The organism is Anabaena sp. FACHB-83, from assembly GCF_014697485.1.
GTDB lineage: Bacteria > Cyanobacteriota > Cyanobacteriia > Cyanobacteriales > Nostocaceae > Nostoc_B.
The window spans coordinates 22,160-40,362 of record NZ_JACJRY010000038.1; the positions used below are offsets into that span (position 1 = coordinate 22,160).

The 18,203-nt window shown below is 40.7% G+C and carries 17 protein-coding genes; 9 read left to right on the top strand and 8 right to left on the bottom strand.

The window, feature by feature from the left end; translation table 11 throughout:
• The first annotated feature begins 48 nt into the window (after positions 1 to 48).
• Entirely contained in the window at positions 49 to 519 is a 471-nt protein-coding gene (locus H6G79_RS28280; protein ID WP_190593641.1) for an NADAR family protein, read from the top strand.
• A gap of 250 nt (positions 520 to 769) precedes the next feature.
• Entirely contained in the window at positions 770 to 1,075 is a 306-nt protein-coding gene (locus H6G79_RS28285) for a hypothetical protein (protein ID WP_190593639.1), read from the top strand.
• Positions 1,076 to 1,112: 37 nt separating this feature from the next.
• On the opposite strand, the gene H6G79_RS28290 is transcribed toward H6G79_RS28285, so the two are convergent.
• Together H6G79_RS28290 and H6G79_RS28295 are read right to left on the bottom strand one after the other, a co-directional pair.
• Positions 1,113 to 1,781 carry a class I SAM-dependent methyltransferase gene (locus tag H6G79_RS28290; RefSeq protein ID WP_190593715.1) on the bottom strand — a complete coding sequence of 223 codons (669 nt, stop codon included), beginning with the start codon at positions 1,779 to 1,781 and terminating at the stop codon, positions 1,113 to 1,115.
• 76 nt (positions 1,782 to 1,857) lie between these two features.
• A complete protein-coding gene (locus H6G79_RS28295) occupies positions 1,858 to 2,001 on the bottom strand; it encodes a hypothetical protein (protein WP_191049381.1) in 144 nt (47 codons plus the stop codon).
• Positions 2,002 to 2,093: 92 nt separating this feature from the next.
• Between H6G79_RS28295 and H6G79_RS28300 the strand changes: the two genes are divergently transcribed.
• Together H6G79_RS28300 and H6G79_RS28305 are read left to right on the top strand one after the other, a co-directional pair.
• Positions 2,094 to 3,173 carry a tetratricopeptide repeat protein gene (locus H6G79_RS28300; RefSeq protein ID WP_190594417.1) on the top strand — a complete coding sequence of 360 codons (1,080 nt, stop codon included), beginning with the start codon at positions 2,094 to 2,096 and terminating at the stop codon, positions 3,171 to 3,173.
• A 105-nt stretch (positions 3,174 to 3,278) separates the two neighbouring features.
• Complete coding sequence (locus H6G79_RS28305; protein ID WP_190594418.1) at positions 3,279 to 3,959, top strand: uracil-DNA glycosylase family protein; 681 nt, start codon at positions 3,279 to 3,281, stop codon at positions 3,957 to 3,959.
• A gap of 86 nt (positions 3,960 to 4,045) precedes the next feature.
• Here H6G79_RS28305 and H6G79_RS28310 read toward each other — a convergent pair whose 3' ends face one another.
• A complete protein-coding gene (locus H6G79_RS28310; protein WP_190594419.1) occupies positions 4,046 to 4,240 on the bottom strand; it encodes a heavy-metal-associated domain-containing protein in 195 nt (64 codons plus the stop codon).
• 25 nt (positions 4,241 to 4,265) lie between these two features.
• Positions 4,266 to 4,922 (bottom strand): DUF305 domain-containing protein, encoded by a 657-nt coding sequence (locus H6G79_RS28315; protein ID WP_190594420.1) that lies wholly within the window; start codon positions 4,920 to 4,922, stop codon positions 4,266 to 4,268.
• Positions 4,923 to 5,214: 292 nt separating this feature from the next.
• On the opposite strand from H6G79_RS28315, the gene H6G79_RS28320 reads away from it, so the two are divergent.
• Positions 5,215 to 5,523, top strand: a complete 309-nt coding sequence (locus tag H6G79_RS28320) for an RNA-binding protein (RefSeq protein WP_190594421.1) — start codon at positions 5,215 to 5,217, stop codon at positions 5,521 to 5,523.
• A gap of 281 nt (positions 5,524 to 5,804) precedes the next feature.
• On the opposite strand, the gene H6G79_RS28325 is transcribed toward H6G79_RS28320, so the two are convergent.
• A complete protein-coding gene (locus tag H6G79_RS28325; RefSeq protein ID WP_190594422.1) occupies positions 5,805 to 7,448 on the bottom strand; it encodes an acetolactate synthase large subunit in 1,644 nt (547 codons plus the stop codon).
• A 149-nt stretch (positions 7,449 to 7,597) separates the two neighbouring features.
• The gene (locus H6G79_RS28330) at positions 7,598 to 8,965 is read right to left on the bottom strand and encodes an NAD-dependent succinate-semialdehyde dehydrogenase (RefSeq protein WP_190594423.1); all 1,368 of its coding nucleotides are present in this window, start codon (positions 8,963 to 8,965) and stop codon (positions 7,598 to 7,600) included.
• Positions 8,966 to 9,794: 829 nt separating this feature from the next.
• On the opposite strand from H6G79_RS28330, the gene H6G79_RS28335 reads away from it, so the two are divergent.
• The 4 genes from H6G79_RS28335 (at position 9,795) to H6G79_RS28350 (ending at position 13,848) form a co-directional block, all read left to right on the top strand.
• Positions 9,795 to 10,505 (top strand): mobilization protein, encoded by a 711-nt coding sequence (locus H6G79_RS28335; protein ID WP_096582981.1) that lies wholly within the window; start codon positions 9,795 to 9,797, stop codon positions 10,503 to 10,505.
• A 342-nt stretch (positions 10,506 to 10,847) separates the two neighbouring features.
• A complete protein-coding gene (locus H6G79_RS28340; protein ID WP_190594424.1) occupies positions 10,848 to 11,591 on the top strand; it encodes a hypothetical protein in 744 nt (247 codons plus the stop codon).
• Between the two features lie 909 nt (positions 11,592 to 12,500).
• Positions 12,501 to 12,794 carry a hypothetical protein gene (locus H6G79_RS28345; RefSeq protein ID WP_190594425.1) on the top strand — a complete coding sequence of 98 codons (294 nt, stop codon included), beginning with the start codon at positions 12,501 to 12,503 and terminating at the stop codon, positions 12,792 to 12,794.
• Positions 12,795 to 13,092: 298 nt separating this feature from the next.
• Positions 13,093 to 13,848 (top strand): DUF429 domain-containing protein, encoded by a 756-nt coding sequence (locus H6G79_RS28350; protein ID WP_190594426.1) that lies wholly within the window; start codon positions 13,093 to 13,095, stop codon positions 13,846 to 13,848.
• A gap of 55 nt (positions 13,849 to 13,903) precedes the next feature.
• Here H6G79_RS28350 and glgP read toward each other — a convergent pair whose 3' ends face one another.
• Complete coding sequence (gene glgP, locus H6G79_RS28355; RefSeq protein ID WP_190594427.1) at positions 13,904 to 16,468, bottom strand: alpha-glucan family phosphorylase; 2,565 nt, start codon at positions 16,466 to 16,468, stop codon at positions 13,904 to 13,906.
• 280 nt (positions 16,469 to 16,748) lie between these two features.
• Positions 16,749 to 17,072 carry a hypothetical protein gene (locus tag H6G79_RS28360; protein ID WP_190594428.1) on the bottom strand — a complete coding sequence of 108 codons (324 nt, stop codon included), beginning with the start codon at positions 17,070 to 17,072 and terminating at the stop codon, positions 16,749 to 16,751.
• Positions 17,073 to 18,203: the final 1,131 nt, after the last annotated feature.

Below are 18,203 nucleotides of genomic sequence, written 5' to 3' on the forward strand. Positions count from 1 at the left end.
AAAATGCTATGAATAATCTCTAATAGCTGATTTTTCACAAGTAATTCGATGACTATCTATTTTTATAGCACCCGCGAACAATATGGTTGCTTCTCCAACTTTTCTGATCACGGATTTGTGTTGGATGATTTATACTGGTATACAAGCGAACATTATTTTCAAGCACAAAAGTTTGTTGGAACATTTCATTTAGAAAAAATTCGCTTGGTAAAAACTCCAAAAGAAGCCGCAAAAATGGGTAGAGAAAGAAGCCGTCCTTTGCGTCAAGATTGGGAGCAAGTCAAAGATAGTATTATGAAAAAAGCAGTACTATGTAAGTTTACAACCCATACAGATATTAGAGAAATTTTACTCAGTACAGGTAATGACGAAATAGTAGAAAATTCTCCCATTGATTATTATTGGGGTTGTGGCGCTGACGGCAGTGGCAAAAATATGTTAGGGATAATTTTAATGGAAGTGCGCGATATTATACGCGCAGAAGATGGCACTAAATCGGGAAGTGCTACGATAAAATAAACTGGTCAGTGTTAATTTTCAATCTTGTATAGCAGTCCTAGTTGATATCTGAACAACAAAGACAAGGGAGACAAGGAAAATAAGAAAAAGATGTTTATAAATCATTTATGATTGCTGTATAGATAGTCATTTCAGTCATCAATGTGAATTTATTAATAGATGTTTACTTAAAGTTACAAAAAACTAGTTTTTGTAACTTTAAGTAAAAAAGAACAGAGTTTGAAAGGAGGCAATATAAGGAGGCAAAAATATGCTTTTATCAAAAACTAAAGTCAAGCAATATTGTAAATGGTTTTGGGATGAAACCCTAGGAGGAGAATATGATGCTTGGGGTACTAGTACTTACTTTCTCGAAATTGGTGATGATCTATATCCGATTAGACAAATAGAAGTTTACGAAAATGGCAATGTCTTATTTTATGATAGTAGCCACTTTGCCGACAATTACGGAATGTTATGTGATAAACCAATTCAAGAAGAAGATATTCGAGAATTTGGGATTACTAAAGCAGAATTTGAACAAGTGTGGAATACAAAAATCCCAATGAATCGCTAAATTTGGGTAGTAGAAATTAAAGCGTTGCTGACTTAATTTAAACAGATAAATTACAATGACGTGCAATAGTCCAATGGCGATCGCTTGATTGATAAACTTTCACTTCAGCTAACCCGACACTAGTCACCAACTGATTCACCTCATCTAGTGTAAGTGCAGCGTGGAGAGAATCTCGAAATAACTTTTGCTGAAGGGGATCATAGTCATGGCCAATGCTGGATACTAAAGCATTCATGGTCTCTGCATCGGCTGGACGTAATAAATCACGAATCAGCAAGCCACCGTTCGGTTTACTAACACGCTGGATTTCTTGGAAAAACGGCAGAGGATCAGGTAAATGGTGAACCAAGCTATTAGAAATCACCAAATCAAACATTGCATCTGCGTAGGGTAACTGTTTCGCATCCACCAATTCCAAAGAAATTTGCTGTTGTAAGCCAGCTTGTTGAACATGCTGCGTGGCAATTTTGAGCATATTCTGAGCTAAATCAATCGCAATCAACCCCCATTGGGGACACATTTGTGCAATGAGAACCGGGATACGACCGGGGCCAGTCCCCGCATCGAGTACTAAGCATGGTGCTGTTGTACCCAGAGCGATCGCTTCCTTGGCAAAAGCTGTGTTAACCTCAGTAAAATCCATCGCATCATAGTCAATGGCTTCTTCCCAAGTATCCATGACTTCTGGTTCCAAAACTCTTTCCATCATCAACCCTGTTATTCAACCAACAATAACTACAGTAATAGTTTTCTATTAGGACTTACGCAAAAAAACGAAAAAATCAAGTCACACCCCCCACACCTCCCACACTCCCCACACTCCCCACACTTCCCACACTCCCCACACTCCCCACACCTCCCACACTCCCCACACTCCCCACACTCCCCACACTCCCCACACTCCCCACACCCCCCACACTCCCCATACACAATTTTGGTGCGTAACTCCTGTCTATGAGAGATCAGCATTGATTTTGGGAACACTTGATCTACTAGTTGATTTAACGGGAATTGGTCAATGTCTGACGGTCAATGGAAAAACAACTTGAACAGTACCTCTCCTACGCCAGCGCCTACAACCCGCCTTACGCCAATCAAGCGCAATACCATTACCCATGAATTTGACCAAAATGCTGCTGATGCAATGTTGGCGGAAAACAGCAATACTCAGTTATGGGAAGCAGCAGAACTATTGCGTCAAGGTATACAACAGCAACAAGCGGGAGAACTCATCGCGGCTTTGAAGTCCTTGCAACAATCCTTGGCGTTATTTGAGGTGATTGGAGATATCCCCCAACAAGAACAGGCGCTATGCTTTTTAGCAGTAGTTACCTACGCTTCGGGAGATTATAAAAGTACTATTACTTATGCCAAGCAATGTCTGACTTTAAAAAAAGAGACACCAGACCCATCAATACAAATGCAGGCATTTTCCCATTTAGGTAACGCTTATCGTCACTTAAATGAGCATGAGAAAGCAATTAAATATTTAGATGAATGCTTGAAAATTACCCGCAGCTTGCAAGACAAGCGCAGTCAAGTTGCCGCCTTAAATAATTTAGGATTGGTTTACAAAGCAGCAGGTAACTTAACACGGGCGATCGAGTATCAAGAGCAAAGCTTAAAATTGGTGCAGGAACTTCAAGATAACTGGGGTATAGAACAAGTCCTGAAAAATTTGGGTAATGCTTGGTATGCTTTGGACAATTATCCCAAAGCGATCGCCTATTACGAACAATGTGTCAAAGTCGCACGCATTCTCAACAACCCCCGCAGTGCCATTCAAGTACTCAAAAATTTAGGCAATGCTTGTTATGCTACCAATGAATACGGCAAAGCCATGACTTATTATCAAGAACGTCTCCAACTAGCCAGAGAATTAAAAGACAAACGCAGTGAAGAACAATCTCTAGGCAGTTTAGGCGTAACTTGTGAAGCGTTGGGAGATTATAACCAAGCCATCCAATATTATGAACAACGCTTACTCTTAGCGAGAAGTATCAAAGACCGCCGCATTGAAGAACAAGCCCTAGCCAGCCTCAAAGTTGCTTGCTATGCCTTGGGTGATTACGCCAAAGCTATGCAATATCAGCAATAGGCAATAGTTTTTTGTCTTAAGTTCGCTGCTACAATGGAACTCACGCCAATTTCAGTATTCTGCAATCAACACAATCTAGGTGCTTAAACCAACAAGCGTAGTTTCATGAGCAGCGACATTCAACTGAGTCTCTTTGGAGAATCTAACATCAATCAAAAAGACCAGATTCCTACAGATGGCAAAATTCCCATTCCGACGGGAACCTACAACAACATGACCGAATTGGCACAGCACTGCAACCAGTGTCAACGTTGCGAATTAGGACAAACACGCACCAATGCTGTCGTAGGGCGAGGTAATCTCAAAGCACCAATCATGATTGTGGGCGAAGCGCCAGGCCAAAGCGAAGACGAAACCGGCTTACCATTTGTTGGTCGGTCTGGCCAGCTACTAGAAAAAATATTAGCATCGGTGAATTTGACTACTGAGCAAGATGTCTACATTGGTAACATCAATAAATGTAGACCACCAAATAATCGGGTTCCTACTCCTCATGAAATGGCAGCCTGCATCCCATATTTATTAGAACAAATTCGCTTAATTGATCCCAAAATTATTTTGTTAACAGGTGCAACAGCCGTCAAAGGATTAACAGGCGAAAAGCAAGGAATTACAAAAATTCGCGGCCAGTGGATAGAGTGGGAAGGCCATTTATGTATGCCAATTTTTCACCCTTCCTACTTGTTGCGTAACCCATCGAAAGAAAAAGGCAGCCCAAAATGGTTGATGTGGCAAGATATTCAGGCAGTCCGCGCTAAGTATGATGAAATAGCGGGTGACAGGTGACAGGTGACAGGGGTGTAAGGGGTGTAAGGGTGTAGGTGTTCAAAACCCTTACACCCAGCCTCAACACAGGTAAGTCCAGGTAATACTTAAGCTGGGGGATAGCCAGCATTAGCTAAAGCATCTTTGATTTTTTCCTCAGAAGCTTGAGTTTCCACATTAACAAGCTTAGTTGCGGGATCAGCTTGTACGATCGCATCAGCATCAACTGTTTTCACAGCATTGGTGATATTGTTAGCACAAACAGAACAAGCCATGTTGGGAACGGTAAGTGTGAGTGTCATAGATTTAGAATTTTGAATGATAAAACTACTTAGACCAAGCTTGATACCATTGCTGCATCTGTTGAATTTCAGCAGTTTGAGACTTAATGATTGCTTCAGCTAACTTCCTAATTTCAGGATGTGTAGCATTATTGGCTACCATCTTGGCCATCATCACTGCTGATTCATGGTGAGGAATCATCTGACGAATAAATTCCTTGTCAAAATCAGAGGCATTTTTTAATGTCTCTAAATTCATCCCCATACCCATCATTCCTGAGTGCATGGACATTTCCGGCATTTTGTGACCTGCACTATGATGACTTCCCATCTCGGTGCTTGGAGTCGCAGGAACTTCCGCGCCATACCATTGTTTGTACCAAGCTTTCATTTGGTCAATTTCTTTGGTCTGGTCGGCTTTAATTGCCGTAGCCAGCTGTTTAATTTCTGGCCGTTGAGATTTTTGCAACGCTATATCCGCCATCTCGACTGCGCCTTGATGGTGGGGAATCATCATTTCGATGAAGTTCTGATCTGCTTGCTGTGTTCCTGCCATTTTGTGTGGCATAGTGCTACTTGTCGCACAAGGAGGCGATTGTAGACGCTGTTGTGCGGCTCTGGTAGCGTAGGTAAAGGATAAAGCAGTAATCGCACTACCTGCGAGTATACCTACTAGCCCATAAATTGTTGGTTTAGTTAACATAGCTGTTCCTCTTTGTTATTCAAAGGAACTATTTGTGTCCTACTCGTTACATTCATCCTAAACTCTCCCGTTAAATGGAGAATCCAGCAGATTTTACAAGTCGTTACATTTCTTTTTATGACAATTTTTCTCTTTTCTTGCCTAAAACTTACATCTTGTGTCATGATGAGGTGTGAGAATTAATTCGGCGATAGCGTTTGTTTTTAGTATTGATGGGCTTTTCCTTTTGGTATTTACAGACTTCTCCCCGAAATCTAATATCTCTGCAAACTTGCGATTTCGGATTTAAATTATGTCAATTTACGTAGGTAACCTCTCTTATGAAGTTACACAAGATGCTTTGAATAGTGTTTTTGCAGAATATGGTTCTGTAAAGCGGATTCAAATCCCTACCGACCGTGAAACAGGTCGTCTACGTGGTTTTGCCTTTGTAGAGATGGGTAGCGATGCTGAAGAAACAGCCGCTATTGAAGCACTTGATGGTGCTGAATGGATGGGTCGTGACCTCAAAGTTAATAAAGCTAGACCTAAAGAAGACCGTGGTTCCTTTGGTGGTGGTGGTAATCGCGGTGGTGGCGGCGGCTACCGTAACCGCTATTAAGTGGTAACAGGTAACAGAGGGCAGAATTATCAGCCTTTTGCTGTCTAATTACCAACTTGACTACTGCTATTTTTTGAAAAATACCGACACCTCGGTTACATAATTTTATCAAGGCTCAAGTATTACTACTTGAGCCTTGTTTATGAGGTACAGCAACTGATTGAAAAAAGTAAATGGTGTACCTCACTTACTTCAAAAGTGCTGTATCAGGGTGCAGGTTTAGGAGGGAAAAACCTTACACCCATTCTCAATAGACAACCTTTATGTGTCAGTCCTCAGAACTACAGTTCACAACTCAATTCACCGGCTTTTTGAGTAAAACGGCGATTTTCTCTGTAATCTACAGGACAATCAATAACTGCGGGTACATCCTGCGCTAAGGCTTCTTTAAGGATCGGGATTAAATCGAGACTAGATTCCACGCGATAGCCTTTTAAACCCATACTTTCGGCTAATTTGACAAAATCGGGATTACCAAAATGGACGAAAGATGAATTACCTTTACCAAAGTGGTTTTCTTGCTTCCATTCAATTAAGCCATAACCACCATCATTAAAGATTAAGGTGACAAAGGGAGTACCGACGCGCAACGCTGTTTCTAATTCTTGGGAATTCATCATAAAGCCACCGTCACCCGTTACAGCCACAATTTTGCGCTTGGGATACACCAGTTTAGCGGCTAAAGCACCAGGAATCGCAATCCCCATTGCGGCAAAGCCATTAGAAATAATGCAAGTATTGGGACTATGGCAATGATAATGACGCGCCATCCACATTTTATGTGCGCCAACGTCGGAAATTACAATATCATCTGGCCCCATGACTTGCCGCAAGTCATAAATTAATTTTTGCGGTTTAATTGGATAACCTTCATCATTAGCATATTGTTCATAATCAGCGCGAATTTCACTGCGTAAACTAATCGCATAAGGATTTGGTTTACCTTGGCGGTCTGCGACTTTTAAGATTTCAAACAAAGAATCGGAAATATCACCAATAACTTCGACATTACAAACATAACTACTATCAATTTCTGCCGCAGATGTACTAATATGTACGATGGGAATATTACCTTCAGGATTCCATTTTTTCGGCGAAAATTCAATTAAATCATAGCCGATCGCAATTACTAAATCTGTATTATCAAAACCGCAGGTAATAAAGTCTCGTTGCTGTAAACCGACAGACCATAATGCCAAAGGATGAGTATAAGGAATTACACCTTTACCCATAAATGTATTAGCAACAGGGATATTCATTTGTGTTGCAAATTGTGTTACCGCATCACTAGCTTGACCACGAATTGCACCATTACCAACTAAAATTAAGGGATTGACGGCTTGAGAAATCATCGCGGCGGCGGCGCGGATGCTGGCGAAAGATGCGTAGGTTTTTTCAGTTTTATCGCGCTGTAAAGGTTTCCCTTCCACAGACATAGCGGCGATATTTTCTGGTAAATCGATATGCACTGCACCGGGTTTTTCGGTTTGTGATCGCTTGAAGGCTTTGCGGACTACTTCTGGTGTAATACTCGGTCGCACAATCTGTTTATTCCACTTAGTTACCGGGGCAAACATCGCCACTAAATCTAAATATTGGTGAGATTCAATGTGCATTCTATCGGTTCCCACTTGCCCAGTAATTGCTACTAAAGGCGCACCATCCAGGTTAGCATCAGCCACACCAGTCATCAAATTTGTTGCCCCAGGGCCAAGGGTAGAAAGACAAACCCCAGCTTTACCAGTTAACCGTCCATAAACATCGGCCATAAAAGCCGCACCTTGTTCATGACGAGTCGTAATAAATTTAATGGTAGAGTGTTTGATTGCTTCTAAAACGTGTAAATTTTCCTCACCCGGCAGTCCAAAAACATACTCTACACCTTCATTTTCTAAACACTTTACTAATAGTTCTGCTGTATTCATTTTAAGTTCCTCATAAGATGCACAAAGTAGGGAATGGAGAGTGGGGAGTGGGGAGTAGTGATACATCAAGTAAAAAGTAAAAAACTAGGTTTCTTTTAACTTTTGCCTTTTGATTTTTGCCTTCCTATTCCCTACTCCCTACTCACTAATCACTTCACCCAAACAGTTTTAACATTGACAAACTCTTGTATGCCTTGAATGCTTAATTCTCGGCCATAGCCAGAACGTTTGAGACCGCCAAAAGGTAAGCGGGGGTCAGATTTAACTAAACCATTGATAAAGACTGCGCCAGCTTCAATTTCGGCAATTAAGCGTGAACGTTCTTCGTCGTTGTTTGTCCAAGCACTTGCACCCAAACCAAAGGGTGTAGCATTTGCCAGTTTAATCGCTGCATCAATATTTGGCACTCGAAATAACAAGGCGACTGGGCCAAAAAATTCTTCCTGGGCAATTGGCGCGTCAAGAGGAATATCTGAGATGATCGTCGGTGGATAAAAGTTACCTGGAAGGTTTGATATAGGATGCCCACCAGTCAAGACTTTACCACCGCTTTGTTTGGCAACTTGTACTTGCTGATCTAACTCTTGGAGGATATCTGGTGTGGCGAGTGGCCCTAAATCGGTGTCTGATTGCATAGGATCGCCGACTTTTAAAGCCAGAAATTTATCTAACAATAACTTCTCGAATTGATCAGCGATCGCTTCTTCCACAATAAAGCGTTTCGCTGCAATACAAGATTGCCCATTATTTAACATCCGGGCGGCGGTGGCTGTCGCTGCTGCGGCTGCTATATCCGCACTGGCTAAAACAATAAACGGGTCACTTCCCCCCAATTCCAAAACAGTTTTTTTAATGTGTTTGCCGGCGTTGGCGGCTAAAGACGCACCCGCAGGTTCACTTCCAGTTAAGGTAGCAGCTTTTACTCGGTCATCAGCAATTAAATCAGCTACTTTTGCCGCACCAATTAATAAAGTTTGAAATACACCTCCGGGAAAACCAGCCCGTTGGAAAATATCGGCAATTGCTAAAGCTGATTGCGGTACATTCGACGCATGTTTTAATAAACCAACATTACCTGCCATCAGTGCAGGTGCAGCAAAGCGAAACACTTGCCAAAAGGGAAAATTCCACGGCATCACTGCCAAAATTATCCCCAAGGGCTGATAGCGGACAAAGCTATGACTAGCATCTGTTTTCACAGTCACATCCGCCAAAAAATCAGCAGCATTTTCCGCATAATAGCGACAAACACTGGCACATTTTTCAACTTCTGCGATCGCTGCTTTGTATGGTTTACCCATTTCCAGCGTCATGATTTTGCCAAAGTCTGCCTTTTCTTGGTCTAAAATTTCCGCAGCCTTTTGCAACCAGAGCGATCGCTGTGGGAAACTCGTCTTACGGTACTGCTCAAAAGCCTGATTTGCCAAATTTAGTTTAGCGGCAATTTCTACATCGTTGAGTGGCTCAAAAGTTTTGAGCGTCTCCCCAGTGGCGGGATTGATGGTGGCGATAGCCATTACCTGACCCCCATTAAAAAACAGCTTGAGGTAGCCGCCTATTTTTACACAAATTAGTTATAGAAGCTACCACCCAAATTGTAGACTTCTTGCTCAAAATTGGTTGCTTAATATTACAATTTCGCAATTAAATCTATAACAATAGATACACTAATTGACTGTATTTTTAGGTAGATACAGGACAGATTCAATGATTTATGGATGAGATTTTTTTGCTCAATTACTAGGCAAAAATTACTAGATATAGTGATGATGTTTGTGGGTGCGATCGCTAAATAATCAAGCGCACAGCCTGACATAAAGCCAGGATTTTAAGATAACACCGAAAATATTAAAGTGCTACTCGCAAAACTCTAAAAGTAGAGTCTGGTATTTTTTTGCCTCTTATTCCCCCCAGCAAATGTAAAAGTTTGTATCGAACCCTTGTCAGTCTTTGATGATAGGATTATTTAAATTTTGACCCTGATCGGTAACATGACAGGCACAAAGTCTCAAAAAACTCTATAGATAAACGTTAATTTAACGTGATGTGCAACTTTCTCTCAAACCTAACCCCCAACCCCTTCCCTTGTAGGGAAGGGGGGCAAGATTCAAAGCCTCTCTCCGCTTCGGGGAGCCAGCGCGTTGCGGAGGTTTCCTCCGTTGTAGCGACTGGCGTGAGAGGTTTGGAGAGGGGTTTCAAGAATAAGTCACACATCGCGTTAATTTCACGAAAAATCAGCAGTATTTCTCAACAGATGGTATAAAAGTTGCAGCAGAAGACACTCAAACCTTCCAAAACACAAGCAGATATTTTAAATAACTTCAAACAGTATTAGGGGTAGCTATTATGCCAACAATTCATTTAATAGATGGTGAAAAAGGTGGGGTAGGAAAGTCGCTAGTCACCCGGACAATGATTCAATATTGCTTAGATAAGAAAATTCCCTTTGTCCCCATAGAGACGGATAGATCAAATCCTGACGTAGCTGGCGTTTATAAAGGTATGTGTCAGTATGCCGTTTTTACCGAAGATGAACGCCAAGCCGACAAAGCTGATAGAATCTTTGAAATGGCAATGTCTAAGCCTGTAATTGTCAATCTCGCCGCCCAAAGCCATCGCGCCGTCAAAAACTGGATTGATAAAAACCAGTTACTCGAACTGGGAAGCGCCGAAGGAGTCAGTTTTTGCAAGTGGTTTGTCACTACAGGCGGCTATGACAGCCTCAATTTATTTGTCCAGTCAATCAATAGCTATGGTGATAAAGTTCCCCATGTCCTTGTGAGAAATTGCGGACTATGTGACGACTGGGAACACGTTGATTCTGACCCGAACATGCAACAGTTAGTACAAAAGCATAACGTTCAGGTTGTGGACTTTCCGAAATTGGCATACAAAGAAAGAAACATCATTGACCAAACTCGCATGACTTTCTCTGAAGCAAGAGAATACAAAGAATTTGGCATTTTGAGCAAACAGCGAGTCGTACATTTTCTCAAGCTGGCTTACGCTGCTTTTGAAAAAGTTGGCATTTGGTATGAAGAAGTAAAGCAGGCTTAAATTGAGTTGATGGTCATTTGTCACTTCTTGTCATGATCATTTTGACTTTCCATTTATGCACAACACAAGTAGTTTTAGTATGGTGGACTTAGCCTAATTTAGGACTTACGCACAAAGATTTTCTGTGGAGACTGGGTGAAGGGGTGTAGGGCTTCGCCGTGAGCGTCAGCCGAACGGTGTAATTACTTTAGATACATACACCCCTTCACTCTCTCCTTAACCCTTGATTTTTCGCTTTCATACTTAAAATCTTAATCAAATAGGGCGCAAGTAAGAAAATTAATTCCAGAAAAAATCGTTTTATTTACTCAAATGCTTTAATGGTGAAGCTTTCATCTGCCAATGTGGAGCAACTTCCTTGCGAGAGAAAAGAGTAATAATTGTACTTTCTACCATGTTGATGAAATGGCAAATTATCATCCAATCACAATCGTTCAGAAAATCTATCTTACAGATTTTGCATTATTATCTCAAAATCCTAAAATTCAATATTTATTGGAAGCTCCTTATGATTATGTGCTATATGAATTTTACGACCCAATTTATGAGATTATCTTTGCTCCTAATCCAGAAATTAGGTATCAACAGCATAGAGATAGAAATCCTGAGATACATGAAAAAGTTCGCCAGGTAGTGAATGAAGAAGAAAGCTTGTTACAACCACTGCACGAGCAATCTAAGCGTGACCGCTACGGGTATATTATTGGTGGTAGTCATATAATTTGGTATCGAGTGGGAAGAAATCATCAATTAAAGCATTATGATCTTAGAAAACCAGCCGCATTACGCCATAAGCTTATAAATTTTTATTCTGATAATCAATCTCATCAAATTATATTAACAACTCAACTCAGAAAAAAAACTTTAAAAACTAAAGAAAAATACGAAAATATTATATCAGATTGGTTGGACTGGGTTAAAAACTTCGATAAAATTGAGTATATTGGGGAAATTAATTATCAAGATAATAATGCAAATTTAGATATAATATTTAAGGAGGGTTTTGATGATTTCTTAGTAATACTAACTATCATGTTAAATGCAAAACTTGGGACTAATTTGATTGAAAAACTTTGGATTCATTAATTAAATTAGAATCAAAAATGTCGATTTTTTACAAAAAAATTTATATATTTAGATATAGTAGCCTTACTAAGGGGCAAAGTATCAATATTTCATAATATCTTCCATCCAGTAGACATATTGGAGTTTTAGATTCGTAAGTAAAAATTAAGAAAATCTAATGATTATCCATTGTTAAACAATGATGGCTAATTGCTTCTATAAGGAGCAACCGCATACCTTGATTGCTCTGTCGAAGGCCATCGCACTCATCATTACTGATTTGATTACTTTGAGGGCATTGTAATTATCGCTGGATTGGGAGCGATCGCACTCATCATTACTGATTTGATTACTTTGAGGGCATTGTAATTATCGCTGGATTGGGAGCGATCGCACTTACTCATCTAGGACATTGTAATTATTACTGGATTTGGAGCGATCGCACTCACTCATCTAGGGTATTGTAATTATCGCTGGATTTGGAGCGATCGCACTCACTCATCTAAGGTATTGTAATTATCGCTGGATTTGGAGCGATCGCACTTACTCATCTAGGTCATTGTAATTATCGCTGGATTTGGAGCGATCGCACTTACTCATCTAGGTCATTGTAATTATTACTGGATTTGGGGTGATCGCACTCACTCATCTAGGGCATTTTAATTATTGCTGGACTTGGGGCGATCGCTACCTATACTCACTACTGTATAACTAAAGGCACTGATTCATTATATTAATTATCTAAAAAGATACAATAAATATTTATCAAATCTCCAACTAGTAATTTACATATATTTATTCAACTTCTAAAGATAGAATCTTATTCTAATTTTTTATAACCAAAGAATAATTTTTGATTTCGCAAATATGTCTATAAATTAAGCATAGGTAATTAACAAATACCTATGTAACGTAAGTGAGGTCAAGATTATGTTGGTTCAAACAAAAGTATCCGATTTATTTGTGGATTTATCTCCAGAAAAACAAGAATTTTTAGCTGGGGGATGTAAATATTATGGTCGTGGTGGTTATGGTCAAGGTGAACAACCAACTCAAGGAGTATCGCCAGCAGAAGAGTCATCACCTGAACAGTCATCACCCATGATTGCACCACAACCATCAGCCCGTCTAGTTGTAGGTAATATCATTACAGTAACACCATTTGCCAAGTGTTTACCCGGACAAGATTGTTACGGCGGACAAGGTTCTCAAAGTCAAGACTAATGAGATTTTGAACAAGTTGAAAAAGTCTCTTTTTTCCTTTTAATAAATTAAGTGTATAAAGCAGAGGAATAAATATTTATTTCTCTGCTTACTTGTAAGTAGGTAGACACAATTATTTAGAAGACGCATTTCGACTTCTCCCCAAGGGAGACGCTACGCGAACGCTCAATGCTCGATCCTTGAGAATAAGAGGGTTGAGCGCAGTCGAAACCCGGTAATTTTAAGTTAGTTTTAATTTAGTCCTACTACTTAAATATAATTGTGCAATTATATTAACAAATGAATTAGTTAGTTATAAATGAAATTTCTTGGGATTGATTTAGGTTGGAAATCGCAACCAAGTGGCTTGTGCTGTTTAGAATTAATCGATGGAAAATTGCAATTACTAGATTTAGATCGCCAAGATGCGATCGCTGACATTTTAACTTGGATAGATCACTGGGTACAACCAGCAGCACCAGCGATGATTGCGGTTGATGCGCCGACTTTGATTCCTAACGCTACAGGTAGCCGTCTCCCCGACAAACTGACTCATAAATACTTTGGCAAATATCACGCCGGCTGCTATCCTGCTAATCAAAATTTACCTTTTGCCGAGCGGACAATTAACTTTGGCTTAGAATTAGAATCCCGTGGTTTTGCCCATGCACCAACAATAGCAGCAAAAACACCTGGTAGATATCAAATCGAAGTTTTTCCACACCCTGCAATTGTGCATTTATTTAATTTAGAACGTATTCTTAAATATAAAAAAGGGCGCATCAATGAGCGTCGCGTAGAATTAATCAAACTTTATCAATATATTCTCGAAGTTTTACCTATTCTCGAACCTAGTCTTAAAACACCACAATCTCATCTTTTTCCTTTTGACTTTTTCCTTTTACCTTCCACAGGTGCAGCCCTCAAAGCCATCGAAGATAAACTAGATAGTTTAATCTGTGCTTATGTGGCTGCACACTGGTGGTATTGGGGAGAACAACGTAACTTAGTATTAGGCGATCGCACTACAGGTTACATTGTCATCCCTAAGAAAATGGGGAGTGGTGAGTGGTGAGTAGGGAGTAGTAGAAATTTCCCCATTCCCCACTCCCTATTCCCTACTCCCCAGTTTATTCCGCCCAAGCAATCAATCTGGGTTCATAAGCATTAGACAGGTGTGGGTGTTTGGGTAACACACGCAAGGATAAGCCTTGAAAACCAGAGGTAGTGTAGACAATATCAGCAGTGTAGAGACTCAAGCCTTGGTCATCTTGACCTTGGTAATCCATGACAACTGGAACCGCATTCACGATTTCACCGTTGGCATCGATCGCACCTTGATATAACTCTACTTGGATATCATCATTACTCAAAGTTGCTAAATCAACTTTGGCTTTCACTGCTACCTTTTGCTCAACTTTAATATCTGAACCTACAGATACATCAATATCTTTGATTCTGATGTTAAACCAGTGGTCGCTGAGTTTAGCTTTCCAAGCGGCTAATTCTTTGGCTGGGGCATAATTATCATCCACTAAAGTATGATAGCGATCGCTGGCGTGGAAATATGCTTTTTGGGCATAATCCCGTACCATCCGCGCTGTATTAAAGAACGGACAGTTCAGGCGAATCGCATCTTTCATTTTGGCTACCCAACGTCGGGGCAGTCCATCTTCGTCGCGGTGGTCATAAAATAGAGGCACAACTTCTTTCTCTAACAAATCGTAGAGGGCGTTAGCTTCTACCTCATCTTGATAATTGGGATCTTCGTAATTTTCCCCATGTCCTATCGCCCAACCGGTGCGGACATAATCGGCTTCATCCCACCAACCATCTAAAACACTTAAATTAGGTAAGCCATTCATTGCGGCTTTCATTCCGCTAGTTCCCGAAGCTTCCCTGGGACGACGTGGTGTATTCAACCAGATATCACAACCAGCCACCATCAACCGAGATATATGAATATCGTAGTTAGGTACAAAAACAACTTGTTTTTCTAAATGATGTTCGCGGATAAAATGATTGATTTCACGAATCAGTTCTTTACCAGGAATGTCTTTGGGGTGGGCTTTCCCAGCAATCACAAATTGAACTTTGCGGTTTTTATCACCAAGTAAAATGCGTTGAATACGTTCTAAATCACGCATCCACAAGGTAGCGCGTTTATAAGTTGCAAACCGACGGGCAAAACCAATAGTTAAAACGTAGGGATCTAATACTTCTTGGGCTTGGGCAATTTCTGAAGAAGAAGCACCGCGATCGCGTAAATGTTTGACGAGATGATCCCGTACATACAGTACCATATCCAAACGACAGCGTTCGTGATTGCGCCACAACTCTTCATCGGGAATTGCATCCATCCTCTCCCACAGTTGGTTATCTGGTGGTACTGATGACCAGTTTGGCCCTAAGTAGCGATCGTACAACTCTTGGGTTGATTTTGCCACACAACTGCGAGCGTGAACACCGTTGGTAATAGCGGTGATTGGCACTTCCTCGACAGGGACTTTTTTCCACAAGCCTTGGAACATCTGCCGTGACACCACACCGTGCAGCTGCGCCACCCCGTTAGAAAATGTCGCCATTTTCAACGCCAGCACCGCCATACTGAAAGGCCCGGATAAATCCCCTGTATTTTCTCTGCCCAGTCCTAAAAACTGTTCTTTGGGCAAACCAAAGATATCTGCATAGTAACCCAGATAATACAAAATTTTATCGGGAGGGAACAAATCAATTCCCGCAGGTACAGGCGTGTGTGTGGTAAAGATGTTGCTAGACATCACTACCTGTTTGGCTTGGGCATAGCTCAAACCTTCTTCTTGAATTAAGATGCGGATGCGCTCTAACGCCGAGAAAGCCGCATGGCCTTCATTCATGTGGTAGGCAGTGACATCATAACCCAAAGCTTTCAGCATCCGTACACCACCAATTCCCAACATAATTTCTTGGTGGATACGCATATCAATATCGCCGCCATACAGTTGATCTGTAATGTCGTGATCATATTGATTATTGGGTTCGATGTTGGTGTCTAACATATACAAAGGCACCATCCCCACCTGTACCCGCCAAACTCTGGCGTATACCTTGCGCCCTGGATAATCAACCGCAATTTGCAATTCGGAACCATCGGGATTGCGTTCTAAATGCAAGGGCATATTATAAAAATCGTTGATGGGGTAACGTTCTTGTTGCCAACCATCAGCGTTGAGGTATTGAGCAAAATACCCTTGTTGATAAAGCAAGCCGACACCTACCAATGGTAGCCCTAAGTCACTGGCAGATTTTAAATGATCACCAGCCAGAACACCCAAGCCACCAGAATAAACAGGTAAACAGTCAACCAAGCCAAACTCTGCCGAAAAATAGGCATAACATTCTTTTGTCTTTTGAGCGCGTTGTTTCTGATACCAAGTTCCTTCTTGGAGATAATCATCTAACTGACGAGCAGCACGATCCATTTGTGCTAAAAACCCATCATCCTCTACTACCTCCAACAGCCGTGCTTGGGAGATAGTACCCAGCATCAACACTGGATTGTGATGGCTAGATTCCCATAAATCTCTATCTAAACGGCGAAATAAATCTTTAGTTTCAACATTCCAGTCCCAATGCAAATTATATGCTAACCGCCGCAGTGGTTCCAGGCGCGGCGGTAGTGACGGGGAAACATTGAATGTGCGAATTGGCTGCATAGGTTAGCAACTCTCCAAGTTCAGCTATGGTTATTGTTTACCTTGTTTATCCAATGCTGCCAATTCTTTATACTGTGTTTGTAAAGTACAGATGACTTTGTTAAGTATTAAAAACTGAGACGAAAATCAGTGCAGAACCTTACCCCAAGCGGATTGTTCCTTGTTGATGTTCTGCTGGAGTGTCTGAATTAATAAGGAAAATTTAATAATTGAGGCGCTATTGACATCAAAACTCCCCATTCCCACCGAGAACAGAGAGGTTAATGTCTATTCGTCATGTTTAACTGCCCAAAGAAGGCTGATCTTGTGGTTTTTTTGGCATGGTGAGACTTTGCGCCGCCGCATAAGCCAACTCTGCTGCAATCTTATAAGCAAGTTTGATATTAGATGCGCTATCCTTGTGGTGTGTGGCAGAAGTTTTGGGACGAGGTTTTGATTCCTGCATCACTTCACCAGAGGCGATCGCGCGTTGCAAAATGATAAAAGCGTCCAAGTCTTCTGAGTCGTACTCTCGGCGCAATAACGTTTGGATCTGGTTGCGATCGGCGATACTCAAATAACCAGTTCTAAAAGCTTGCTGGACGATTTGTTTAATTTCAACCATAATTTCAACCAAGTGTGGGAGTTAATTTAAAGAAGCTTAGTCTGTAAATTTGGTTTTCTTGTGAGAATTGCTTCTCATCGCGTGAATTTTCTCTAGACTTCACAATTTATAATGGGAGATATCCTAGACACATCGTCCATCTGGTTCACCTGATTGGGTGATTTACAAATTTGGCAATTATGGTTATACGCCTGTCCGGTTTCGTGCCGAAAGTTTCTGTATGAAGGGAAAGAAACCAAGAATTAGGCTAAGTGGAACTGTATTGAAATACAGCACTTTTGAAGTCAGTAAGGTACACCAGGAGTATTAAGTAATGAGTAATGAGTAAATCTTTGACTCATTACTCATTACTTTCCTAAATATATAATGCAATACGGTTCAGTTAAGAAAATAAATTAACTGCTACACATAAAACAGAACTCTTTTTTGGAGGGGGTTTGGGGGACGCAACCGTCTCCCAATCGGGGGTTTGGGGGAGAATCCCCCAAGTCTTGGTTCTTCTGAAATCGATAAGCTGACAACGTTAACTGAACCGTATTGATAGATATATAATGTATTTTAAATCACGAATCTAAAATTTGTAATCTTGCTAGTTGGGATAAAACAAATGTTGTTTAAACTACCAACTGTAGTCAATTAATTATATTGTTAAAAACTTCCGACTTGGGAGTGATCCATCAAAAATAAAATGTGTTATTCTGGGAGGCAATTGTTATGAAAAGCCACCCATCTAAATGAAATCGTGACTTGGTTAAGTTGTAAATCATCCGTGTGCAACATGAGCGTAGCGGGATACTCTAGAAATTTATTGCAAGAAAGTCGTCATTGCAGTCGGGGAAGCGCATACTTGTTTGCACCGATGGTAAACTTTAATGTGATGGCTGAAGTTGGTGATACTCCACCTTAATTAAAATCAATTTTTAATTGACCTAAAAATAACAAGAGGATTAGCAATTATTTTGTGATTGGTAAACAGTCCGCAGTAGGTTTTGAGCTTCAACAATCACATACATATTGTTATTGCCAGAATTTGTCCTTGTTTAATTAGGTCATTGAACATATTTAAAACAACTGCATAGAGCAACTTGATGGTAAAGATATCAATTTATTTCAACTATCAAACAGTTGAAT

What these genes read in the sequence shown, in the direction of transcription:
- H6G79_RS28340 (WP_190594424.1), top strand. Translation starts at nt 10,848, where the DNA reads ATGTGGAGCAACTTCCTTGCGAGAGAAAAGAGTAATAATTGTACTTTC.
- H6G79_RS28300 (WP_190594417.1), top strand. Translation starts at nt 2,094, where the DNA reads ATGTCTGACGGTCAATGGAAAAACAACTTGAACAGTACCTCTCCTACG.
- H6G79_RS28350 (WP_190594426.1), top strand. Translation starts at nt 13,093, where the DNA reads ATGAAATTTCTTGGGATTGATTTAGGTTGGAAATCGCAACCAAGTGGC.
- H6G79_RS28315 (WP_190594420.1), bottom strand. Translation starts at nt 4,922, where the DNA reads ATGTTAACTAAACCAACAATTTATGGGCTAGTAGGTATACTCGCAGGT.
- H6G79_RS28305 (WP_190594418.1), top strand. Translation starts at nt 3,279, where the DNA reads ATGAGCAGCGACATTCAACTGAGTCTCTTTGGAGAATCTAACATCAAT.
- H6G79_RS28345 (WP_190594425.1), top strand. Translation starts at nt 12,501, where the DNA reads ATGTTGGTTCAAACAAAAGTATCCGATTTATTTGTGGATTTATCTCCA.
- H6G79_RS28320 (WP_190594421.1), top strand. Translation starts at nt 5,215, where the DNA reads ATGTCAATTTACGTAGGTAACCTCTCTTATGAAGTTACACAAGATGCT.
- H6G79_RS28330 (WP_190594423.1), bottom strand. Translation starts at nt 8,965, where the DNA reads ATGGCTATCGCCACCATCAATCCCGCCACTGGGGAGACGCTCAAAACT.
- H6G79_RS28310 (WP_190594419.1), bottom strand. Translation starts at nt 4,240, where the DNA reads ATGACACTCACACTTACCGTTCCCAACATGGCTTGTTCTGTTTGTGCT.
- H6G79_RS28290 (WP_190593715.1), bottom strand. Translation starts at nt 1,781, where the DNA reads ATGGAAAGAGTTTTGGAACCAGAAGTCATGGATACTTGGGAAGAAGCC.
- glgP (WP_190594427.1), bottom strand. Translation starts at nt 16,468, where the DNA reads ATGCAGCCAATTCGCACATTCAATGTTTCCCCGTCACTACCGCCGCGC.
- H6G79_RS28360 (WP_190594428.1), bottom strand. Translation starts at nt 17,072, where the DNA reads ATGGTTGAAATTAAACAAATCGTCCAGCAAGCTTTTAGAACTGGTTAT.
- H6G79_RS28335 (WP_096582981.1), top strand. Translation starts at nt 9,795, where the DNA reads ATGCCAACAATTCATTTAATAGATGGTGAAAAAGGTGGGGTAGGAAAG.
- H6G79_RS28280 (WP_190593641.1), top strand. Translation starts at nt 49, where the DNA reads ATGACTATCTATTTTTATAGCACCCGCGAACAATATGGTTGCTTCTCC.
- H6G79_RS28295 (WP_191049381.1), bottom strand. Translation starts at nt 2,001, where the DNA reads ATGGGGAGTGTGGGGGGTGTGGGGAGTGTGGGGAGTGTGGGGAGTGTG.
- H6G79_RS28325 (WP_190594422.1), bottom strand. Translation starts at nt 7,448, where the DNA reads ATGAATACAGCAGAACTATTAGTAAAGTGTTTAGAAAATGAAGGTGTA.
- H6G79_RS28285 (WP_190593639.1), top strand. Translation starts at nt 770, where the DNA reads ATGCTTTTATCAAAAACTAAAGTCAAGCAATATTGTAAATGGTTTTGG.